The sequence below is a fragment of the uncultured Methanobrevibacter sp. genome (assembly GCF_902774605.1).
Taxonomy (GTDB): Archaea; Methanobacteriota; Methanobacteria; order Methanobacteriales; family Methanobacteriaceae; genus Methanocatella.
Map to the genome: position 1 here is coordinate 57,112 of NZ_CACYJE010000004.1, position 18,767 is coordinate 75,878.

An 18,767-nucleotide genomic window follows, 5' to 3' on the forward strand; every position below is an offset into this window, starting at 1 on the left:
TATTTATCCCTCACTTAAATATGAATACTGGATTTTTTTCCTGATTGAACAATTCCTCTTGTTGGCCATTATAATTTAAATAAAGTGAGTTGGAGTCTGTCACCTCACCGACAACCTCCGCTTCAATGGAGTATTTCGCAAGGTATTGCTTGATGAAATCACACTTGTCCTCGCTGGCTGTGAAGACAAAACCTGAACCAGGGTATGACCTGAGCCAGTCAACCCATTCAACACTTTCATTTCTTGGAATGTCCTCCAAATTGACAACTGCTCCCTTGTTGGAAGTTTCCAAAAGCATTTCCAGTGTCCCCAATATTCCAGGATTGGATATGTCCTTGCCTGATTTTATGCAATCATGCTCCGCCAGGTACTGCACGGCTGTGATTTGGTCTTGAACCAGTTGCGCATCCTTGTCATATGTGGTGTCCCAATTTAGGCTGAACATTTCATGAGGCTTTCCGTCAAGGTCTATTGCGACTATTACCTTGTCGCCCACTTCGGCACCGAAACTGGTGATTATCTTGTCCTTTTGGGCGATTCCAACGATTGCCACTCCAAGGGAGTCGACCTCTCCGTCGGGATGCAGGTGACCGCCAACCATCGGAACCTTGAATTTAAGGCATCCGTCCCTGATTCCACTAAGCAGATCCTCATAGATTTCATCGTTGCTTATTGACATTATATTAACCATTGCCAAGGGTTTTCCACCCATAGCCGCAATGTCATTTACGTTTACAAGCACTGAGCAGTAGCCTGCCCAGTAGGGGTTCACATTCATGATGTCTCCCCAGATTCCGTCTGCTGCAATGAGCATTACCTGATTGTTTCCGATGTCAATTGCTGATGCATCATCCCCAATGTCTATCACAACATCTCCGGAAACATTGTATGATTCCTTTAAAAGGGATATCACATTGTCGATTGAGCTTTTACGTGTCACTCCCTTAAATTCCTGAAGTTCTTTCACCAGATTTTTAAAATCCAAAGATTTCATCCCCTTATCTTATTTAATATAATTTATTTTGTAGTTGCAATTAATATTTTTTATTATTTCAACAATCTTTTCCTTGACTTCATCAATGTCTTTAAAGTCATGTGAATCCCGCCTGTTGCAAAAGATTTCCGATTTAATATTTTGACCGATGATGTCATCAAAACCACTTTCAACCTCGAAGATTATGGAATCCTTAACCTTGAATCCATCTTCCACAACCTTGTCCAAGTCGCCATCAGTTATTCCGATTACAGGTATATCAAACCTGTACAGAATATCAGAGGATATCAGTGTTGTGTCATCGCCAACAGTGATGACCAGGCTGGAATCCCTGAAACGGTAAACATCCTCACCGGCATGGTCTAAAAAAGTAACCTTAAAATCATCAGGCTTTTCATCTGAAATCACTCTTGGAGTGACTTTAGCATGCCTTAAAAGACCGGTTTTAATTATTGCACTATCCAAGTCAACCTCACCCAACTTTTCAAGGCCATGGCTTTTAAGCTCCCCTCCGATGATGTCCACAATATGATTGTCTTTCGCAATAAGGGTGAGCTTATCGGAATCTGTCTTTCCTATGACAACACTGTTAACCATTATGTTTTCACCGGGACTCACCCCATGAACTATCCTTTGGTCAACACCGGGATTATCCTGTTTAATATGCCTATCATAAACCTCTTCAGGCCTGACAATGGACAAATCGAGCTTTCGAGACAGCTCATGTGCCAGCTCGAGGTCATTGTTCCAGGGTATGATGCTGCCGTCAGCCTCACCTGGCCTTTCAATCTGGATAACGGGAATGTCATCATCATCGATTTTATCAGCATAATGATTATAAACCTTATATCCGAAAACCTGACCTGTGACATCGGACTTGCCGTAATTCAGAAGGAAGATCACATCCACATCACTGTCATGGAATATCCTTAGCGAGTCGCTTGGAACCAATTTTTTTGAAATGTCGATTGTATCCTCAAGACTGGCGTCAATAACAGCAGTCCTGCCCATGGTTCCGCCTAACCTAACCTTGACGTCACCATAGTCCCGAATCATGTTAATCAATTTCAAGGCGTATCCGGAATCAATTATATTCGGCCCATGCACAACAATGCCTATTCTCATCCTGTCACCTTTATGCGTTTCTTGAATATTTTGGAGCCGCAAATTTCACAATCCTCGAAGGGATAATCATCCGGATATTCCTTCTTGCATCCCTCACAGACTTTCTTCCAATTGTAAATTCCCTTAATGCCTTCGGTTATGACACCGGAATATGGTATGTCCATTATTTTCAATGCATTTTGAATTGTGTAGTCATCGCTTATAACCTTGACGTTCTTGCCCTGCTTGTGAAACATGTACGCAAGAGATATTAATTTTTTATCAGGAACTGATAACCTTAAAATATCACCTGATACAGATATAATATCATTGACACTTGTTATATACATGGAAGGAACATCTTGTATGATGACCTTGCCCTCCTCAAGTGCCATGTCAAATTTTAATTTCGATTCAAAATCCTTTATTTCAGAAGTAATCTCAGGGACTGTGAAATTATTATTACCCCTAATTTTAAATCCGTTTATGAAAGCGGATGCATCCAATACATAATAAGTTTCCATGTTACTATATTACTTTTTATGAATTAATAAATATTAATTTAAAATTTCATTATATTGGAATAAATTTGGAATAGAATAGGAAAAGATTTGGAATAGAATTGGAATAAGTTTGGAAAGGATTTGGAATAATTTATTTAAATTTAGATAGTTAAACTAGTATTACGTAAAAATTTATAGAAATTCACCAATTTCTATCCACCAAAAGGAGTTAATAACATGAATATTAACAATGACATAACCAATGACATCAAATTTCTTGCAAAATCCGAAATCCGATTGAAAATTTTAAGTGAACTCTACAATGAGCCCAACAATATTCAAGGACTCGTTAAACAGACTAAAATAACATACAGTTCTGTTTCAAACAATGTGGGAAAGTTAGAGAAGAACAACTACATTAAAAAGATCAATAATAAGTACTATGTTAATCCCATGGCAAAAGTATACTTTAAAAGCCTGATGGATTTCAAATCCAGCATTGACATGATTAATGACTATAATGACTTTTGGGATAAGCATAATCTAAAGCAGCTGAGCACAGATTCCATTAAAAACATAACCGACTTGAAAAACAGCACACTAGTCGAAGCAACCCCTATTGAAATTTTTAAAACACACAACACTATCAAAAGACAAATGCAAGAATCAAAAACAGTAAAGGCAATATTTCCATACCTCCATCCGGAATATCCGAAATTAATCGAAAATGTTTTAAAAAACAAGGGAACAGTAGAACTGATAATACCTCAAAGCATATTCAAGGAAATGATATTCCGCATTAATGGAAAAACTCGAAGAAAAGCTATTAAAAAAGGCAAATTAAGAGTCTACAATTTCAAAGAAAACCTTAATTTGTATCTGACCATTTGTGACAGGAACATTGGATTAAGCCTATTCAAAACTGACGGCAGTTTTGACCAGAACAGAATTTTAATCTCAAACGACCTGAAATCCTACAAATGGGCTGAAAAAGTATTTGACAATATCAAACAGCAGGTGATATGATGACAAGTACACAAACCAGACAGGAATTGACTAAAGAATTTCAAGGGATAAAATACATCTTAACCTCTGGAATGAGATCCAAGTTACTACTGACAATTTATGAACATCCGAAAAACCTTGACGATTTGCGGACTGAATTGGAAAAACCATCTGCAACAATATTGCACGGGTTGAAAGAACTGGAAACCAACAATCTGATACGAAAGGTGAACAAGTATTATGAATTAACCTCCAACGGATATCTGATTACCACAAACATGGTGAAACTAATAGAGAACTGGTATTCGGTCAATAAGAGCAAGCTGTTCTGGAACAATCATGACCTATCAGACATTCCTGAAGACGTGTTAAAAAACATTTACCTTCTCAAAGACGCCAGATATGTTAACTCAACAACAAGCGACTTGTCAAATGCCTTTAATGCGTACATCAAGTTGATTTCAAGAGCAAAACAATTGAAGATCATGCTTCCAATATACTCTGAAAATCACTTCAAGCACTTGATTCAAATACTGAATAAAAAGCAGTTCAAAAGTCTTGAACTTGTGATAAATGAGGAAATCAGGGATGCAATGCAGAAAAATGACTATCTCAGCAAATCCATTCTTGAAAACGAGAAAGTTAAAATCAAATGCATTAGCCGAAAGATAAGGATATTTTTAACATTCTCTGAGGAATTCGCTTCCCTGACCCTATTCTTCAAGGACGGACATTATGATGACTCACAGATATTGATCGCCCATGACAAAAATTCAATAAAATGGGCAGTTAACCTATACAGCTATTTTTAGGAGGTGTCGAAATATGCAAAAATCAATAACAAAAGAATTATGGCAATGCGAAGATAAGAAACTAATAGAATTATTAATATGTAGAAAAGGTGGCAGAACAACCATCGAGATTGTTGACGAAATATTAACTCAACCGTTGAACAAGAATCAGATTGCAAAAAACATCAAGAAGGATTACCATACCGTAAGATACCACCTAACGATAATGTGCAAGCACAAGTATATAGTCAAGGAACCCATTGGCAAAACATATTATTACTGGCCCTCAAAAAAATTAATTAATAATATTGACACATACAATAAAATTAAAGAGTCATTTGATGAAGAAAAATAAATGGTAATTATTATGAAAAGTGAAACTGCAAAACAACATCAGAAGGAATCCTCCAAAGACATAACCTGCGGATTGATAACCCTTAGCGACAGTAGAAAATCAGAAAAGCTTGACCTTTCCGGAAAATACATTGCGGAGGAAATCGAAGCAAGGTACACATTAAAATCCAGAAGCCTGATACCTGATGAAAAAGAGGATCTGGTCAACTCCATTGACGCCATGGCTGAAGACGGAATCGATGTCATTCTAACCAATGGTGGAACCGGCCTTGCCGCAAGGGACATTACCGTGGAGACCGTCGAATCATTATTTGAGAAAAAAATTGATGGATTTGGAGAATTGTTCAGAGCAAAATCCTTTGAAGAAATAGGTTCAGCGGCATTGCTTTCAAGGGCAACCGCTGGAGTTTATAAAAAAACAATCATATTCTCAATGCCCGGCTCTCCAAATGCCGTGAAAACCGCATTAGGCCTAATAATTGATGAACTGCCTCATTTCGTTCATCATGTGAAATGATGAAAATTAATATTTCATCATAAACTTATTTTTTTTAATCGAAAAATTCATCAACACTGATTAGAGGCTCTAAAGTAATTCCCTGTTTTTCAAATTCTTCAACTGCACCTTCCTGCCTGTCAACAACAACGAACGCCCTTACGACATTGCCGCCATTTTCCTGAATGGCCTTTATTGCCTTTAAAAGTGATCCTCCAGTAGTGGACACGTCCTCAACAACAATGACATTGTCCCCATCGTTGAGTTCACCTTCAATCAGCTTGGAAGTACCGTAGCCCTTCTTCTCCTTACGAATCATCAATAACGGCAATTTTGATTCCAGGGAAACTGCTGTGGCTATTGGAACTGCACCCAAAGCAGGTCCTGCAACCTTGTCAATGTCACCATCCTTGATTTTATCAGTGATCAATTTTGAAATGGTTGACAATATTTCAGGTTCGGTGATTGCCTTTTTCATGTTGATGTAGTAATTGCTCTTTTTTCCAGAAGACAAAGTGAAATCCCCTTCAAGGAACACTTCATTCTCCTTCAATAAATCAATAAGATATTCTTTAGAAGCCATTATAAATCATCTTCGCCTTTAAGTAAAATTTTATCTCCAATGACCTTTACAAGCTCCATTGGAACAAGGTCTTCGCTTGCTTTGATTTGTTCGGATAACCCTGACCTTTTAAGCACCAAATCAGTGATTTCATAAGTATCCTTGTCAAGAACAACATCTGAAACCTTTCCAACAATCTGAACGTCAGCATCAATGACTTCCTTACCAAATAATTCATCTTTAATTCTCATAAAAATACACCTTTCATCTAAAATTAATTTATCATTAATGATAATTAATAGTTTCTAAAAATGGGAAATTGTATTAAATATAAACAATATAGTAACAATATTAATGTTAAGGTGAATTTATGGAAGATGAAAATCTAACGGTGTCCCAGGTCAATTCATACATCAGTAAAAAAATGAATCGGGATGCGAAATTGAAAAACATATACGTTAAGGGAGAATTATCCAATTACAAATCCTATCCTCACGGCCATGATTACTTCACTCTAAAAGACGAAAAATCACAAATAAAGGGAGTGATGTTTAAAGGTAGGAAACGATTTCTTGAATTCACCCCAAAAGACGGAATTAAGGTCGTGATTAAAGGAAGCGTTGAAGTTTATGAGAAAAACGGATACTATCAACTGAAAGCGAACTCAATGGTTGTTGATGGAATTGGTCCATACCATATCGCATTCGAGAAACTGAAGAAAAAGCTTGAAAAAGAGGGATTGTTCGATCAAAAACACAAAAAGGAAATTCCAAAATACCCGAAAAGGATTGGAGTGGTGACCGCTGAAACCGGTGCGGCCGTAAAAGACATCATAACAACCATCAAACGCAGATACCCATTATGTGAAATACTTGTTTTCTCAACACTGGTGCAAGGTCAAAAGGCAGCGGAGCAAATCGCAAGGCAAATTGAAAAATCCGAAAGGTATGATTTGGACACCCTGATTGTTGGCCGGGGCGGAGGAAGCATTGAAGATTTATGGCCATTCAATGAGGAAATCGTTGCAAGAGCAATATTCAAATGCGAAACCCCCGTAATAAGTGCAGTCGGGCATGAAATCGATTTTACAATATCCGATTTCGTGGCGGACTTGAGGGCCGCAACACCGACCGCAGCAGCAGAGCTTGCAGTGCCGCAAATAAAGGAATTGAAGTTCAAAGTGACACAATTAAATAAACGTGCAAACAACTCCATTACCGACAAGGTCCAATACAACAAGAACAGGTTAGATACAATCTGCAAAAAGCAAATAATCCAAAATCCCGAAAGCCTCTATGACATAAAGCAAATGAACCTTGACCATTTGCTCGATAAGCTGAACAACTTTTCTAAAAACATCATAGCCTCAAATCAACACAGGCTAACCATGATTGAAAACTCAAGCATATTGAAAAACCCCGAAGAGATATACCAGCAAAAATCAAACAAGTTAAATAATCTCATAAGCTCAATAAACTACTCCTCAAAAAGCATAATCTATAAAAATAAAAACCGCCTGGAAATAGTTAAAAGCAATAATGCACTGAAAAACCCGAGAAGAATATATGAAAACAAGCAACTCAACTTGAACAGTCAAATAAGCAAGATAAAATACTCCTCAAAAAACATACTCTCAAAAAACAAAAACAAACTCGAAATAATCAAAAACTCAAAAGCGCTGAAAAACCCAAGCAAAATATATGAAAACAAGCAGCAGCACCTGAACAGTCAGATAAGCAAGATAGAATACTCCTCAAAAAACATACTCTCAAAAAACAAAAACAAACTGGAAATAATCAAAAACTCAAAAGCGCTGAAGAATCCCAATGATATAAAAATCAAAAAGCAAGATAAATTATTAACGAATATTGAAAAATTAGAAATATTAAATCCCCTCCTAACATTGAAGAGAGGTTATTCGATAACTAAAAAAAGTAATAAAGTGATAACCCATGCAAAAGATGTTAAAAAAGGGGATGAATTAGATATTGAATTTAATGATGGAACCATAAATACCAAGGTGATATGAATGGAAAACTTAAGTTTTGAAGAAAGTCTGGAAAAATTAGAAGAAATCGTGAACAAGTTAGAATCCGGGGACGTGCCTTTAGATGATGCTATTGATGAATTCAACAATGCAATGCAACTTGTTAAAATATGCAATGAGAAATTAAATTCCGCTGAGGAAGCAATAGCAAAAATCGTTCAGGAAAACGGAGACCTAATAGAATTCAAGCCTAGCGAATGAAATAGTTAATCCAATATTCCAATAATGCTCTTATTGGATAACTATTACAATCTTCTTTTATTTTAACCGCCAAATCATAGGCGGCACTCTTTTCAACAAGGTTATTTTCAACCTCATCAATCAGATTCAATACTGAAGTTGCAATAACGACATTTTCCTGTTTTCGAGCGTCAATCCTCAATTGCCTGATGAATTCAAACTTGTCATGGTCCAAATTATCGTAAAACTCATTTATGTCTAACTTATACCTGTTTAGCCTAACTAATGCATTTGACTGTGATTTGCTTGTAATCCATACCTGTTTGGAAATTGCTTTGGGTATTGCCTCAATTACGGCACCGGCCATCAATTCACCCAGTTTTGAATGCTTTCCAGCATTGGTTAAAGTGTCGTCACCATCATTATTTGAAAAAACCGCAACCCCATCGGTTCCGGTGCCTGTTGCAAATCCATTGGAGTACTGTGACGGAATCCTTAAGTTATTAAGCGCAACTGTTTTTGCCTCAGTTATTGTCATGAACGCTTCGGATAGAGTGGATTTGTCCAGGTGAACATTGGTGAGCAGTATGATGTTGATTGTTCCAAGGTGAAACTCCCCATTCTCTTCCCAGTAGGATGCAGGGTCTCCCGCCCTTGTGGCATTTGTCCTAACGCCCGCAGTCACAATGGCTGTGACTTCAGTATTTTTGAATTTCCTATTGACGATGCTTACGTTTTTCATCTCGGCCAATGTTATCAGGCCTGTAGAATAGTTTGAGTCAATGCCGAGCAATGCACATTCATTCATCAAGTATTGGCGGACATCGTGATCAACCAGGTAATCGATTTTTTCCTGTGACAGGTGCTGGTTAAAAACAGATTTGTATGAATCGTTAGTGCCAGGGTTCAACTCGGATGTTGAAAAGCCGTTGCGACTGACACCGAAGTTAATTAGTATAGTGTCCTTTAAGTAAAAAATTTCATCATCATTTGATGTTTTAAAAATAAGCCTATTTGAGTACATAAAAAAAATAAAAAAAAGAAGATGTAAAGTGAATTTACATCATTGGAGGCATTCCGCCAGCCATGGATGGGTCCATACCCATGTCTTCAGGGCCTTTGCTTGATGCGATAACGTCATCGATTCTTAAAATCATTTCAGCTGCTTCGGATGCAGATTGGATAGCTTGTTTTTTGACACGTTTTGGTTCGATTACGCCAGCTTCTTTCATGTCTGCAACTTCACCAGTGAATACATCTAATCCCATGAAGAATGAGTCTTCTTGTGCTGCTCTTAAGTCCACTAAGGAGTCGATGCTGTCTAAACCTGCGTTTTCAGCTAAGGTTTTTGGTACGATTTCTAAAGCTTCTGCAAATGCGTTTACAGCTAATTGTTCTCTTCCGGAAATGGATTCTGCGTAGTCTTTGAGTTTTTTAGCCATTGCGATTTCAGGAGCTCCTCCGCCTGCAACTACTTTGTCGTCTTCTACGGTTGCTGCTACTACACCGATTGCGTCTTCGATTGCTCTTACGATTTCGTCAACGATGTGTTTGGTGGATCCTCTTACGAATAATGTTACGGATTTTGCGCCGCTGCATTCTTCTACGAAGATCATTTCTTCACCGGAGATTTTTCTTTCTTCTACGGTTCCAGCGATACCTAAATCGTCTTCGGTTAAGTCATCGAGGTTGGTGATGACGCTTGCACCGGTTGCTCTGGATAATTTTTCGATATCGGATTTTTTAACCCTTCTTACTGCCAATACTCCAGCTTTGGATAAGTAGTGTTGTGCTAAGTCATCGATACCTTTTTGTGCGAATAATACGTTTGCTCCTGCTTCAACGACTTTGTCAACCATGTCTTTGACCATTTTTTCTTCTTGTTCGATGAAAGCTTGCATTTGAGCAGGGTCAGTGATTGTGATTTCAGCATCCATTTCGGTTTCTTTAACTTCTAATGGTGCGTTGACTAATGCGATTTTTGCATCTTTGATTTCAGAAGGCATTCCTGGGTGTACTCTTTCTTTGTCTACGATTACACCTTCAACGAGGCTGGATTCTTCAACAACAGCTCCGTCTTTTTTCTCGATTTTGATGTTGTCTGTGTCAACTACTCCGTCTTCTGCGACTGCTTCTACTGCTTCTACGATTAATTTTGCTAATGGTTCACGTGCAGCTTCGGTTCCTTTACCGGTCATAGCAGTCATTGCCACTTTCATTAAGGTTTCGGAATCAACATCATCGATTGCGATTTCGTCTAAGATTTCTTGTGCTTTTTCTGCTGCTTTTCTGTATCCCATTGCAATGATTGTTGGGTGAATGTCTGAGTCTAATAAAGTTTCGGATTTTTTGAGTAATTCACCAGCGATGATTACTGCAGTAGTGGTTCCGTCTCCGACTTCGTCTTCTTGGGTTTTTGCCACTTCTACGAGCATTTTTGCTGCTGGGTGTTCGATGTCCATTTCTTTTAGGATTGTTACACCGTCGTTGGTTACTACAATGTCTCCAAGTCCGTCCACTAACATTTTGTCCATTCCTTTAGGACCTAATGTGGTTCTTACAGTTTCAGCTAATACTTTTCCAGCTAAAATGTTGTTTCTTTGTGCATCTCTACCGACAGACCTGTTAGTACCTTCAGGTAAAATAAAAATTGGTTGTCCTTGTGCCATTAATAATCACCTTTTTTAATTTATTAAATAATTAGATCAGTTTATAGTTATCAACATGAAATTTTATAGTAAAATAAGTTTATAGTGTTGACTAAAACCTTTCTACATAATACATGAGTTTAAGGTTATATAAATACTTTACGGTATAAAGTAAACAGAAGTAAGAAAAAGAAAAAATGCAAAAACGTCATGAAAAAAGACTGCTAAAATATTGCATCAACAATCAATTATTCCAACAAGTGACCGGCCAACCATCCGAATGATTGAATGAAAAATACGTTTCATTAAAAGTGGAAGTATAATTTTAGAAAAAGTAAATTGATAGATAGATACGCTAATGAAAAAATAGGAAAGTTAGGTAAAAATTACCTATCTTTGTTTTTTCTCCAATCTGAAAGGAGGAGTTCTTTCTTGTGTTTCATAAGCTTCCTGCTCTTCCTGCAATTCATTAAAGAAAGCATTAATCTCCTCTAACCTTTTGATTTTATCCTCTTTTCTTTGAAGTTCAGCCTGAAGCCTCATATAGTCTTCACGTGAAACACTCTGCTCCTTTACAAAACGAAGTTCGCTTTCAACGGAATTGATTTCATTTTGAAGTTGATTTTGAAGATTGATATAATCTTCCTTAGGGATAGACCTTTCCTTCAAGTATTTGATTTCACTATCGCGAGCATCGATTTCATTATCAAATCTTGCCTGAAGGTTGACATAATCTTGTTTAGGAACAGTGCTTTCTTGCAAGTCAACGATTTGACTGTCCAATGTTTTGATTTCAGAATCAAATCTGGATTGCAAGTCATCATAATCTTTTTTAGGGATAGTTTCTTGTTTCAAGTTAGTTATTTCATTATTCATTGCATTTATTTCGGATTCAAATTGGGTTTGAAGTGAAATGTATTGATCTTTAGGAATAGTCTGCTGTTTTAAAATGTTCAACTCATTTTTAATCTGATCAACTTCACTCTGCTTAATGCGAATTTCATTGTTCTTAAGCTCAATCTGCTTTTCAAGCTCCATTATCTGAGCCTGTGACTCCACATCATTCTCAAGTTTAAGAACCTTAATCTTATACTCATCAATGTTCCTTGATAGAGTATTGATTTGAGCTTCTTTTTCAGCAATGCTCTTGTAAGACTCATTTAACCTTTCGTTAACGTCGGCCAATTCCTTCTTCTTATATTCGCGCAATTGTTCAGCAAAATATTCTTTGATTTCATCGAGAGAATTGTTGACATAATCAAGCTCATAAATCCTATCCTCTTGATTCTTGATTAAAATGTCTTTTTCTTCCAACTGTTTTTTCAAAAGATTAATTTCGTCCTCTGCTTTGAACTTAATCACAGAAACTTCTTTCTCTTTATCTACAATATCTTTTTCGAGTTCTTTAATCCTTTGTGGAGTGTTATCATTATTCCGTTCAACTTCAAGTTCAGTCAATTCATATTTTAAAGTGTTAAGCTCCAATAGGCAAGATCGAATTAAAGATTGTAAAGTATCTTTTTCAGCATCAATTCCTATTTCCATTCTATCCCTTAGTTTAAATTTTATCCCAATATCGATTTCAAATTATAGATAAATTATGAATTTGAAAACTCCGATATATTGTACAATATAATTCCTTGTTATAAAGTATTAATTTTATACTATTTAAATTAAACCCTTAAACTATCCTAAAAATAAAACTAAAAAGAAATAGAAAACAGATGGGAAAATTAGAAAATTTAAAAAAAAATAGAAAAAAATAATTGATAAACTTAGAGTATTTTATCATTAATTAATTCTGCATTTAATATTGATGCTCCTGCAGCACCACGAATAGTATTATGTCCAACAAGAACATATTTGAAACTATTATCAAATGCTTGGTCTTTTCTTAGTCTGCCAACAGTAACAGCCATACCATTACTTGCATTTCTGTCCATTCTTGGTTGTGGCCTGTCAGATTCCTCTTTGACAATTACCGGATTTTCAGGAGCGGAATACAGATTAAGTTCTTGTGGCAAACCCTTGAAGTTTGCCATTTTGTCACTGACATCGGCAATGTCAAAGTCATCAGCCAACTCAATGAATACCGCTTCAGTATGACCATCGATAACAGGCACCCTATGACATGACGCACTTAATTTGAAATCTGCATCAACTACATCAGTACCATCGAATTTACCTAACAGATATAATGATTCGCTTTCCATTTTTTCCTCTTCCCCGCCAATGTAAGGAACAAGATTATCGACAATAGCCATTGATGGAACACCATTATACCCTGCACCGGATACTGCTTGCATTGTTGAGACTCTAACTGACTTAACATCAAAGTTATCAACAACAGGTTTTAATGTTAAAGCCAAAGCGATTGTTGAACAGTTAGGGTTGGTTACAATGAATCCGTCCCAGTCATTTTCCTTTTGCTGAGCATCAATCATGTCTAAGCATTCAGGATTGACTTCAGGGATTACCAGTGGTATGTTTTTCTTCATCCTGTGTGCGCTTGCGTTACTTGCAACGACATAATCCTTAGCGAATTGCTTTTCAACAGTCAATGCGAAATCTGCCGGAAGGGATGAGAATACAATATCCACATCGTTATCCATCGCTTCAGGATTGGTTTCAATGACCTTAATGTCTTTTACTGATTCTGGCATTTCATTATCCATATACCATGTTGTAGCATCCTCGTATCTTTTACCAGCTGATCTGGAAGATGCCGCTAATGCTGTAACCTCAAAATCTGGATGGTTTTCGAGCAATTGAATGAATCTTTGACCAACCATTCCAGTTGCACCTAATACTCCCACGTTAACCATTTTAAACACCTATTCTAATCCTAAAACATCATTCATGCTGCTGACTACACCTTTTTCAGCGTCAGGAATGTACCTTATAGCCCTAATCACACCAGCGATGAAAACTTCCCTTGTGTGCGCTTGGTGTTTGAGCTCTATCCTTTCACCGTCACCGACAAACATTACAGTGTGATCCCCAACGATGTCTCCGCCACGAATCGCATGGACTCCAATCTCTTCAGGGGTTCTTTTGCCGACTAATCCTTTTCTGCCGAAAACTCCAACCTCTTCAGGGTCACGGTCCAGTTCTTTTGCGATGACTTCAAATGCAGTCATTGCGGTTCCGGACGGTGCATCCTGCTTCTGATTGTGGTGCGCTTCAATAATCTCAATGTCAAAATCATATAGTAATGGAGCTAATTTTTTCAATGTATTGAAGAAAACGTTAACCCCGATAGCCATGTTGGATGAGATGACCGCTGGAACATTATTTTCCTTGACATTTTGAATGTTTGATTCCATTTGCTCGTCTGTGAATCCTGTAGTTCCAACAACAACTCCCACTCCACAGGATGTTGCGGTTTTGATTGTTTCAACTGCAGCGTGAGCGATTGTGAAGTCAACAAGCACATCAGGATTGGCAGCTTTCAATGTTTCTTCCAGCTTTTCAGCGCCGACAATCTTGACTCCGAGCTCATCTATTCCGGCCTGAAGGCCTGCGTCTCTGCCTTCCAATGGAGTTTCTGGAATTTCAATGGCTGCAACGACTTCCATATCCTCCTGTTGGGTGATTTTTCTTATAATGCCGGAGCCCATTCTTCCTGCAGCTCCGGTTACTGCTACTTTAATCATGTTATAACCTTTTTAAATTAATTCTGAATCTTTCAATGCTTTTTTAAGAATTTCAACATTTTCAGGTTTCATTTCTGCTAACGGTTGTCTTAACGGTCCTGAAGGCAATCCCATTATATTCATTGCGGTTTTGACAGGTACCGGATTGCTTTCAATGAATAATGCCCTTATTAGTTCAACCATTTCATAGTGCAATTCCATTGCTCTTGTGTAATCATCATTCAAGATGCTGTCAACCATCAAAACCATTCTTTTAGCGTCAACGTTTGCTGAAGCTGAAATCACACCGGTTGCTCCGACCGCCATAAGAGGCAGGGTCAATGAGTCTTCACCTGAAAGGATGCTGAACTCATCCTCCAATCCTTCATGGGTGAGTGCTTTGTAAATGTCTGACACCTTATCAACACTGCCGCTTGCTTCCTTGACCGCATCGACACCGTCGATTTTGGCAAGTTCAACGATAGTTTCGACATCCATGTTGATTCCAGTACGGGAAGGCACATTATATGCAATCAATGGAATGTCAACTGCTTCTGCAATGGTTCCATAATGCTGGATCATACCATGTTGTTGCGGCTTGTTGTAGTAAGGAGTGATTAATAACGCTGAATCGGCACCTGCATCATCTGCATATTTGGTTAATGACAACGCTTCGGAAGTTGCATTACTTCCGGTTCCGGCCACGGCTTCAACTCTTCCGTCCACTTCATCAACTAGAATATCAATTATCTTTTTATGCTCTTCATGAGTTACAGTAGCGGATTCTCCTGTGGTTCCTGCACCGACAAGGCCGTTTACTCCTTTATCAATCAGATAGTTAATATTTGATCTAAATCCTTCTTCATCAATCTCCAAATCTTTTGTGAATGGAGTTACCATAGCAACATATGTTCCTTCAAATTTCATTCTAAAACCTCGTTAATAAGTTCACGTGCTTTTTCACCATCTTCCCAATCGACGAATAAAACGATTGCAGTTTGTGATGAGATAATTTCGACTATATTGATGTGATTTTTCCTAAGCGGTTCTGTTACATCAGAGATGATTCCCGGAGTGTCTATTATATCCGGACTTACAAATGTTATCATTGCAGTGTCCCTTCCTAGGGATAGTGAGCTTAAAACTTCACTTTCAATTACTACATTGTGCAATAGGTGATATGCCTTGTTTGAATCTGACTTTTCAACGAATGCAGTTATTGAGTTTTGACCTGCGGAAATTCCGAAAATATTAATATTGGAATCGGCAAGATTGCCTGATAATTTAGCTATTAATCCAGGTGTTTTAACCATTGCATCACCTACAATAGCTATAAGAGAAATAGGGTTCTTATAAAGGGTTACGGATTTAAGCAATTCACCTTCATAGGGACCCACAATACGTGTACCCTTTGAAGATAAATCTCCATGTTCAAAGTTGATTATTTTTGCAGATATTAATGGATCTTTATATTTTAATGCATTAGGATGTAGTACTTGAGCTCCATGAGTAGCCAAATCCCTCATTTCTTCAACTGATATTTCATCAAGCAATACTGCCTCTTCAATCTTGTTTGGATCAGTTGACATCACTCCTTCCACATCAGTTACTATAATCACTTCATTAGCATCAAGACAGTGGCCGATTAGGAATGCAGTCACATCACTTCCCCCTCTTCCGAGAGTGGTGATTTCACCGCTTGGACCTTGTCCTAAAAATCCGCAAATAACTGGAATCACGCCTTGATTTACAAGATGCATTAATCCTTCTGAATTTTTCTTAGTAGTGTTGAAATCTATTTTAGCCTCCAGGTAATTTGAATCTGTTTTAATAGGCCATAAATCATTATAAGGATCAATGAATTCTGACTTGACTCCTAAAGATTCAATAGTTGCTGAAAATACTCTAGCACTGGTTAATTCACCCATAGCCATGATTTCTGCCTTTTGCTTATCGGTCAAGCTCGCACCGATAGCTTCATCAGATAATCCGATTAGGTCATCTGTAGTCTTGTTAACAGCTGAAACAACAACTACCACTCGACTACCTTTCATATATTCATTTACAACGGACTGCGCCGCTTTTTTAATTCTAGAACCATTTCCAACCGAGGTTCCGCCAAATTTTACTACTATTAAATCCATTAAGTTCACCTATTTCTAAAAAATATTATTAAAATTTTGTTAAATATTAACAAAATAAAATATACATATCTATTTTTATCTAACCATATTAATATACTTTAATTAAGAAGAGTCAGAGACGTATAAAAAAAGTTTTAAAATATGAAAAAAAGTTTATAAAAAAGAGTANNNNAAAAGTTTTTAAAAAAGAGTAAAAAAATATGGAAAAAAGCTTAATCTTGGGTTTGTTCTAACCTGACAAGCCTTGTTACATATCCAGCGATTTTATTTCTTAAATGTTTAGTACTTACAGTAGAGTATTCTTGTACTAATTTTTTGTTTTCTTCAAAATCAGTAGTGAAAACACCTTTGTGAGTTTCAATTAATTCTTTTGCTAAACGTTTAACAAATGAAGTTCTAATATTGCCCATCAACATTCCTCCTTAAAATTTCTTTCTGCTCATTTTTACTTAAAGTAGTTAGCATATTTACGATTTGATCAATAATATCAACATCAAGACCGTTTTCACGAGACAACTTCTCAACCTTTTCATGAATTTCATCTTCACGACTCTTATCAAAAATCGGCATGCCAAGATAATCCTTGGAAAGTGCGATATCTTTTGCAAGAGATGTCCTCTCGGAAATTAAATCAAATAACGCATTATCAATTTCATCAATACGTTTTCGAGATTCCTTGAGAAGTAGTTCTGCTTCTTCCTTATTTTCTAAAGATTTCATTTCATAATTACTTTTCAAAAAATCACCAAATTGATAATAATATAATTTATTAATATCATAGTATATAAACTATATGTTTACTATTTAAAGTAGCGAGTTATATCTCAACAAGGTCTTCATCATTAAAAGTGACTTTGGAATAGAACCCTTGGCAATCTTGCCATGGGGCGTGATCACCTCACATGTCACTGCAGGAATTCCCTTCAAACTGACAACATCCTCCAATGCACCAGGATACTCCGAACCAGCCTTCTTATATATTATATACTTTACCTTCGCATTCTTAGCAATGTATTTCGCCATTGAAGCGCTTTCTGCTGTTGGCTTATATGTTCCCATCGCCACATTCTTGCCGGGTTTCCCGCCAGGCCTTGTGCAGTGAAAATCACCATAGGCATCGCATTTGCATTTTTTAATCAGATTTGCAGTCTTATATGAGATGGTTCCCTTCACATTCGCCTTCTGATTCAGGTGAACACCATTATAATCCCTGACGTTTTTTGCAGATCCCTTGGGATTGATGAACGGCATTATATAAACTGTTCCCTTGATTGGATGAGTTTCCAGGTACTGGATCAGTTTCATTGCAGCAATCTGGGACGAAAGCTCATTGCCGTGAACCCCTGAGGTGATGAATACCTTCTTTCCCTTGCCGCCAGTGAATTTGATTAATGGAGTTCCCTTCTTGGCCGCCTTAACCATATTTTTGACAAGCTTGGAATTTGGAATGTTCTTCTTAATCTTCTTGTTCTTGGTCACATCGGCACCAGATTTCCATTTATAAATCTTGATTTTATATGCATTGTTGATTTTAATCGTGTTCTTTCCAGTCAGGCCGTCGGCAGCGTAGGTTATAGTGTATTTGCCTGCATTCAATTTAAACGATACTGTGGCAATGCCCTTGGAGTTGGAATTTGCATGGTATGTTTTGCCACCCACCTTGAAGGTCACGGTCTTATAGGGCAACGGTTCTCCCAGATTGTCCAAAAGCTTAACCGAAAACCTTGTCGCAGCCCCATATTTTGAAGTGACATCCTTGGCGGAAAATTTAGAGACCTGCTTAACTGGATTGTCATTTGAATTGGCTGTTGAAGTTTCATTGATGTCATCCTCATAAGATACCATGCTTAATGAATCTTCAGCCTCATTGATTGCAACATCCTCATTAAAATCAGCCAATGTAGTGTTGCCTGTAGCATTATCACCTGCGCTTACCGCCGAGAGCGATAAAAATAAAAACAATAAAATTAAAAGGATTTTCTTCCTAATCAAACCACCACTCAGATGACTGAATTGAATTTCAACAGGCAATTCATCATATTATATGATATTTTAACTGATTTGGCTGTAACGGTATTATGCGGAAGCACTACTTCACAGATTACTCCAGGAATTCCTTTTTTATTAACATTGTCCGCTAACGCACCAGGATACTGTTCACCGGCATACTTGTAGAGCCTCTTGTTGACCTTGGCATTCTTGGCAATGTAGTCTGTCATTGACTTGCACTTCTTGGCAGGGGCCTTTGATCCCATTACGATGTTCTTGCCCGGAGCTCCTCCCGGTTGGGTGGTGTGGAAATCA

General features: G+C 37.4%; 21 protein-coding genes and 1 pseudogene. 6 read left to right on the plus strand and 16 right to left on the minus strand.

Annotated elements, in window-relative coordinates:
* Positions 1 to 10: 10 nt before the first annotated feature.
* The 3 genes from QZU77_RS01835 to QZU77_RS01845 are packed head-to-tail and all read right to left on the minus strand — an operon-like array spanning position 11 to position 2,622.
* Entirely contained in the window at positions 11 to 994 is a 984-nt protein-coding gene (locus QZU77_RS01835; protein WP_394350517.1) for a methanogenesis marker 2 protein, read from the minus strand.
* 9 nt (positions 995 to 1,003) lie between these two features.
* Positions 1,004 to 2,119: a DUF2117 domain-containing protein gene (locus QZU77_RS01840; protein ID WP_295599146.1), complete on the minus strand. Its 1,116-nt coding sequence runs from the start codon at positions 2,117 to 2,119 to the stop codon at positions 1,004 to 1,006.
* A complete protein-coding gene (locus QZU77_RS01845) occupies positions 2,116 to 2,622 on the minus strand; it encodes a ribonuclease VapC (RefSeq protein ID WP_295599149.1) in 507 nt (168 codons plus the stop codon). Before QZU77_RS01845 ends, QZU77_RS01840 begins: the two co-directional genes overlap by 4 nt.
* 216 nt (positions 2,623 to 2,838) lie before the next feature.
* Here QZU77_RS01845 and QZU77_RS01850 point away from each other — a divergent pair, with 216 nt between their 5' ends.
* Genes QZU77_RS01850 through QZU77_RS01865 form a run of 4 tightly spaced genes read left to right on the plus strand, consistent with a single transcriptional unit; the run spans position 2,839 to position 5,268 of the window.
* Complete coding sequence (locus tag QZU77_RS01850; protein WP_295599152.1) at positions 2,839 to 3,627, plus strand: winged helix-turn-helix domain-containing protein; 789 nt, start codon at positions 2,839 to 2,841, stop codon at positions 3,625 to 3,627.
* On the plus strand, positions 3,627 to 4,418 hold the full coding sequence (locus QZU77_RS01855; protein ID WP_295599155.1) for a winged helix-turn-helix domain-containing protein: 792 nt from the start codon (positions 3,627 to 3,629) through the stop codon (positions 4,416 to 4,418). Before QZU77_RS01850 ends, QZU77_RS01855 begins: the two co-directional genes overlap by 1 nt.
* A gap of 13 nt (positions 4,419 to 4,431) precedes the next feature.
* A complete protein-coding gene (locus QZU77_RS01860) occupies positions 4,432 to 4,752 on the plus strand; it encodes a winged helix-turn-helix domain-containing protein (RefSeq protein ID WP_295599158.1) in 321 nt (106 codons plus the stop codon).
* A 12-nt stretch (positions 4,753 to 4,764) separates the two neighbouring features.
* Positions 4,765 to 5,268, plus strand: coding sequence for a molybdenum cofactor biosynthesis protein B (locus QZU77_RS01865; protein ID WP_295599166.1), 504 nt, complete (start codon positions 4,765 to 4,767; stop codon positions 5,266 to 5,268).
* A gap of 34 nt (positions 5,269 to 5,302) precedes the next feature.
* Here the strand turns inward: QZU77_RS01865 and pyrE are convergent, their stop codons facing one another.
* Together pyrE and QZU77_RS01875 are read right to left on the minus strand one after the other, a co-directional pair.
* Positions 5,303 to 5,830 (minus strand): orotate phosphoribosyltransferase, encoded by a 528-nt coding sequence (gene pyrE, locus QZU77_RS01870; protein WP_295599169.1) that lies wholly within the window; start codon positions 5,828 to 5,830, stop codon positions 5,303 to 5,305.
* The gene (locus tag QZU77_RS01875; RefSeq protein ID WP_295599172.1) at positions 5,830 to 6,060 is read right to left on the minus strand and encodes a PRC-barrel domain-containing protein; all 231 of its coding nucleotides are present in this window, start codon (positions 6,058 to 6,060) and stop codon (positions 5,830 to 5,832) included. The genes pyrE and QZU77_RS01875 overlap by 1 nt, the downstream gene beginning before the upstream one ends.
* 119 nt (positions 6,061 to 6,179) lie before the next feature.
* Here QZU77_RS01875 and xseA point away from each other — a divergent pair, with 119 nt between their 5' ends.
* Entirely contained in the window at positions 6,180 to 7,838 is a 1,659-nt protein-coding gene (xseA, locus tag QZU77_RS01880) for an exodeoxyribonuclease VII large subunit (RefSeq protein ID WP_295599176.1), read from the plus strand.
* Complete coding sequence (locus tag QZU77_RS01885) at positions 7,839 to 8,057, plus strand: exodeoxyribonuclease VII small subunit (RefSeq protein WP_295599179.1); 219 nt, start codon at positions 7,839 to 7,841, stop codon at positions 8,055 to 8,057.
* On the opposite strand, the gene QZU77_RS01890 is transcribed toward QZU77_RS01885, so the two are convergent.
* The 11 genes and pseudogenes from QZU77_RS01890 to QZU77_RS01940 all read right to left on the minus strand — a co-directional run.
* Positions 8,047 to 9,060, minus strand: a complete 1,014-nt coding sequence (locus QZU77_RS01890; protein WP_295599182.1) for an adenosylcobinamide amidohydrolase — start codon at positions 9,058 to 9,060, stop codon at positions 8,047 to 8,049. The genes QZU77_RS01885 and QZU77_RS01890 overlap by 11 nt on opposite strands.
* Before the next feature lie 34 nt (positions 9,061 to 9,094).
* Positions 9,095 to 10,705, minus strand: a complete 1,611-nt coding sequence (gene thsA, locus QZU77_RS01895) for a thermosome subunit alpha (RefSeq protein WP_295599185.1) — start codon at positions 10,703 to 10,705, stop codon at positions 9,095 to 9,097.
* Positions 10,706 to 11,074: 369 nt separating this feature from the next.
* Positions 11,075 to 12,229 (minus strand): glycosyl transferase, encoded by a 1,155-nt coding sequence (locus QZU77_RS01900; protein WP_295599188.1) that lies wholly within the window; start codon positions 12,227 to 12,229, stop codon positions 11,075 to 11,077.
* A 230-nt stretch (positions 12,230 to 12,459) separates the two neighbouring features.
* Positions 12,460 to 13,509 (minus strand): aspartate-semialdehyde dehydrogenase, encoded by a 1,050-nt coding sequence (gene asd, locus QZU77_RS01905; RefSeq protein WP_295599191.1) that lies wholly within the window; start codon positions 13,507 to 13,509, stop codon positions 12,460 to 12,462.
* A gap of 9 nt (positions 13,510 to 13,518) precedes the next feature.
* Positions 13,519 to 14,340, minus strand: coding sequence for a 4-hydroxy-tetrahydrodipicolinate reductase (gene dapB, locus QZU77_RS01910; RefSeq protein WP_295599194.1), 822 nt, complete (start codon positions 14,338 to 14,340; stop codon positions 13,519 to 13,521).
* Between the two features lie 12 nt (positions 14,341 to 14,352).
* Entirely contained in the window at positions 14,353 to 15,246 is an 894-nt protein-coding gene (gene dapA, locus QZU77_RS01915; protein WP_295599197.1) for a 4-hydroxy-tetrahydrodipicolinate synthase, read from the minus strand.
* Positions 15,243 to 16,463, minus strand: coding sequence for an aspartate kinase (locus tag QZU77_RS01920; RefSeq protein ID WP_295599200.1), 1,221 nt, complete (start codon positions 16,461 to 16,463; stop codon positions 15,243 to 15,245). The genes dapA and QZU77_RS01920 overlap by 4 nt, the downstream gene beginning before the upstream one ends.
* Positions 16,464 to 16,675: 212 nt before the next feature.
* Positions 16,676 to 16,873: a 30S ribosomal protein S17e gene (locus tag QZU77_RS01925; protein ID WP_287411096.1), complete on the minus strand. Its 198-nt coding sequence runs from the start codon at positions 16,871 to 16,873 to the stop codon at positions 16,676 to 16,678.
* Positions 16,860 to 17,201 carry a chorismate mutase gene (locus QZU77_RS01930; RefSeq protein WP_295599203.1) on the minus strand — a complete coding sequence of 114 codons (342 nt, stop codon included), beginning with the start codon at positions 17,199 to 17,201 and terminating at the stop codon, positions 16,860 to 16,862. The genes QZU77_RS01925 and QZU77_RS01930 overlap by 14 nt, the downstream gene beginning before the upstream one ends.
* Positions 17,202 to 17,267: 66 nt before the next feature.
* On the minus strand, positions 17,268 to 18,455 hold the full coding sequence (locus tag QZU77_RS01935; protein WP_295599206.1) for a succinylglutamate desuccinylase/aspartoacylase family protein: 1,188 nt from the start codon (positions 18,453 to 18,455) through the stop codon (positions 17,268 to 17,270).
* 8 nt (positions 18,456 to 18,463) lie between these two features.
* Positions 18,464 to 18,767 (minus strand): annotated as a pseudogene (locus QZU77_RS01940) (hypothetical protein); the annotation flags it as partial.

Bases quoted from the DNA above. Each gene is read 5' to 3' on its own strand.
- QZU77_RS01835 (WP_394350517.1), bottom strand. From the start codon at position 994: ATGAAATCTTTGGATTTTAAAAATCTGGTGAAAGAACTTCAGGAATTT.
- QZU77_RS01840 (WP_295599146.1), bottom strand. From the start codon at position 2,119: ATGAGAATAGGCATTGTTGTGCATGGGCCGAATATAATTGATTCCGGA.
- QZU77_RS01845 (WP_295599149.1), bottom strand. From the start codon at position 2,622: ATGGAAACTTATTATGTATTGGATGCATCCGCTTTCATAAACGGATTT.
- QZU77_RS01850 (WP_295599152.1), top strand. From the start codon at position 2,839: ATGAATATTAACAATGACATAACCAATGACATCAAATTTCTTGCAAAA.
- QZU77_RS01855 (WP_295599155.1), top strand. From the start codon at position 3,627: ATGACAAGTACACAAACCAGACAGGAATTGACTAAAGAATTTCAAGGG.
- QZU77_RS01860 (WP_295599158.1), top strand. From the start codon at position 4,432: ATGCAAAAATCAATAACAAAAGAATTATGGCAATGCGAAGATAAGAAA.
- QZU77_RS01865 (WP_295599166.1), top strand. From the start codon at position 4,765: ATGAAAAGTGAAACTGCAAAACAACATCAGAAGGAATCCTCCAAAGAC.
- pyrE (WP_295599169.1), bottom strand. From the start codon at position 5,830: ATGGCTTCTAAAGAATATCTTATTGATTTATTGAAGGAGAATGAAGTG.
- QZU77_RS01875 (WP_295599172.1), bottom strand. From the start codon at position 6,060: ATGAGAATTAAAGATGAATTATTTGGTAAGGAAGTCATTGATGCTGAC.
- xseA (WP_295599176.1), top strand. From the start codon at position 6,180: ATGGAAGATGAAAATCTAACGGTGTCCCAGGTCAATTCATACATCAGT.
- QZU77_RS01885 (WP_295599179.1), top strand. From the start codon at position 7,839: ATGGAAAACTTAAGTTTTGAAGAAAGTCTGGAAAAATTAGAAGAAATC.
- QZU77_RS01890 (WP_295599182.1), bottom strand. From the start codon at position 9,060: ATGTACTCAAATAGGCTTATTTTTAAAACATCAAATGATGATGAAATT.
- thsA (WP_295599185.1), bottom strand. From the start codon at position 10,705: ATGGCACAAGGACAACCAATTTTTATTTTACCTGAAGGTACTAACAGG.
- QZU77_RS01900 (WP_295599188.1), bottom strand. From the start codon at position 12,229: ATGGAAATAGGAATTGATGCTGAAAAAGATACTTTACAATCTTTAATT.
- asd (WP_295599191.1), bottom strand. From the start codon at position 13,509: ATGGTTAACGTGGGAGTATTAGGTGCAACTGGAATGGTTGGTCAAAGA.
- dapB (WP_295599194.1), bottom strand. From the start codon at position 14,340: ATGATTAAAGTAGCAGTAACCGGAGCTGCAGGAAGAATGGGCTCCGGC.
- dapA (WP_295599197.1), bottom strand. From the start codon at position 15,246: ATGAAATTTGAAGGAACATATGTTGCTATGGTAACTCCATTCACAAAA.
- QZU77_RS01920 (WP_295599200.1), bottom strand. From the start codon at position 16,463: ATGGATTTAATAGTAGTAAAATTTGGCGGAACCTCGGTTGGAAATGGT.
- QZU77_RS01925 (WP_287411096.1), bottom strand. From the start codon at position 16,873: ATGGGCAATATTAGAACTTCATTTGTTAAACGTTTAGCAAAAGAATTA.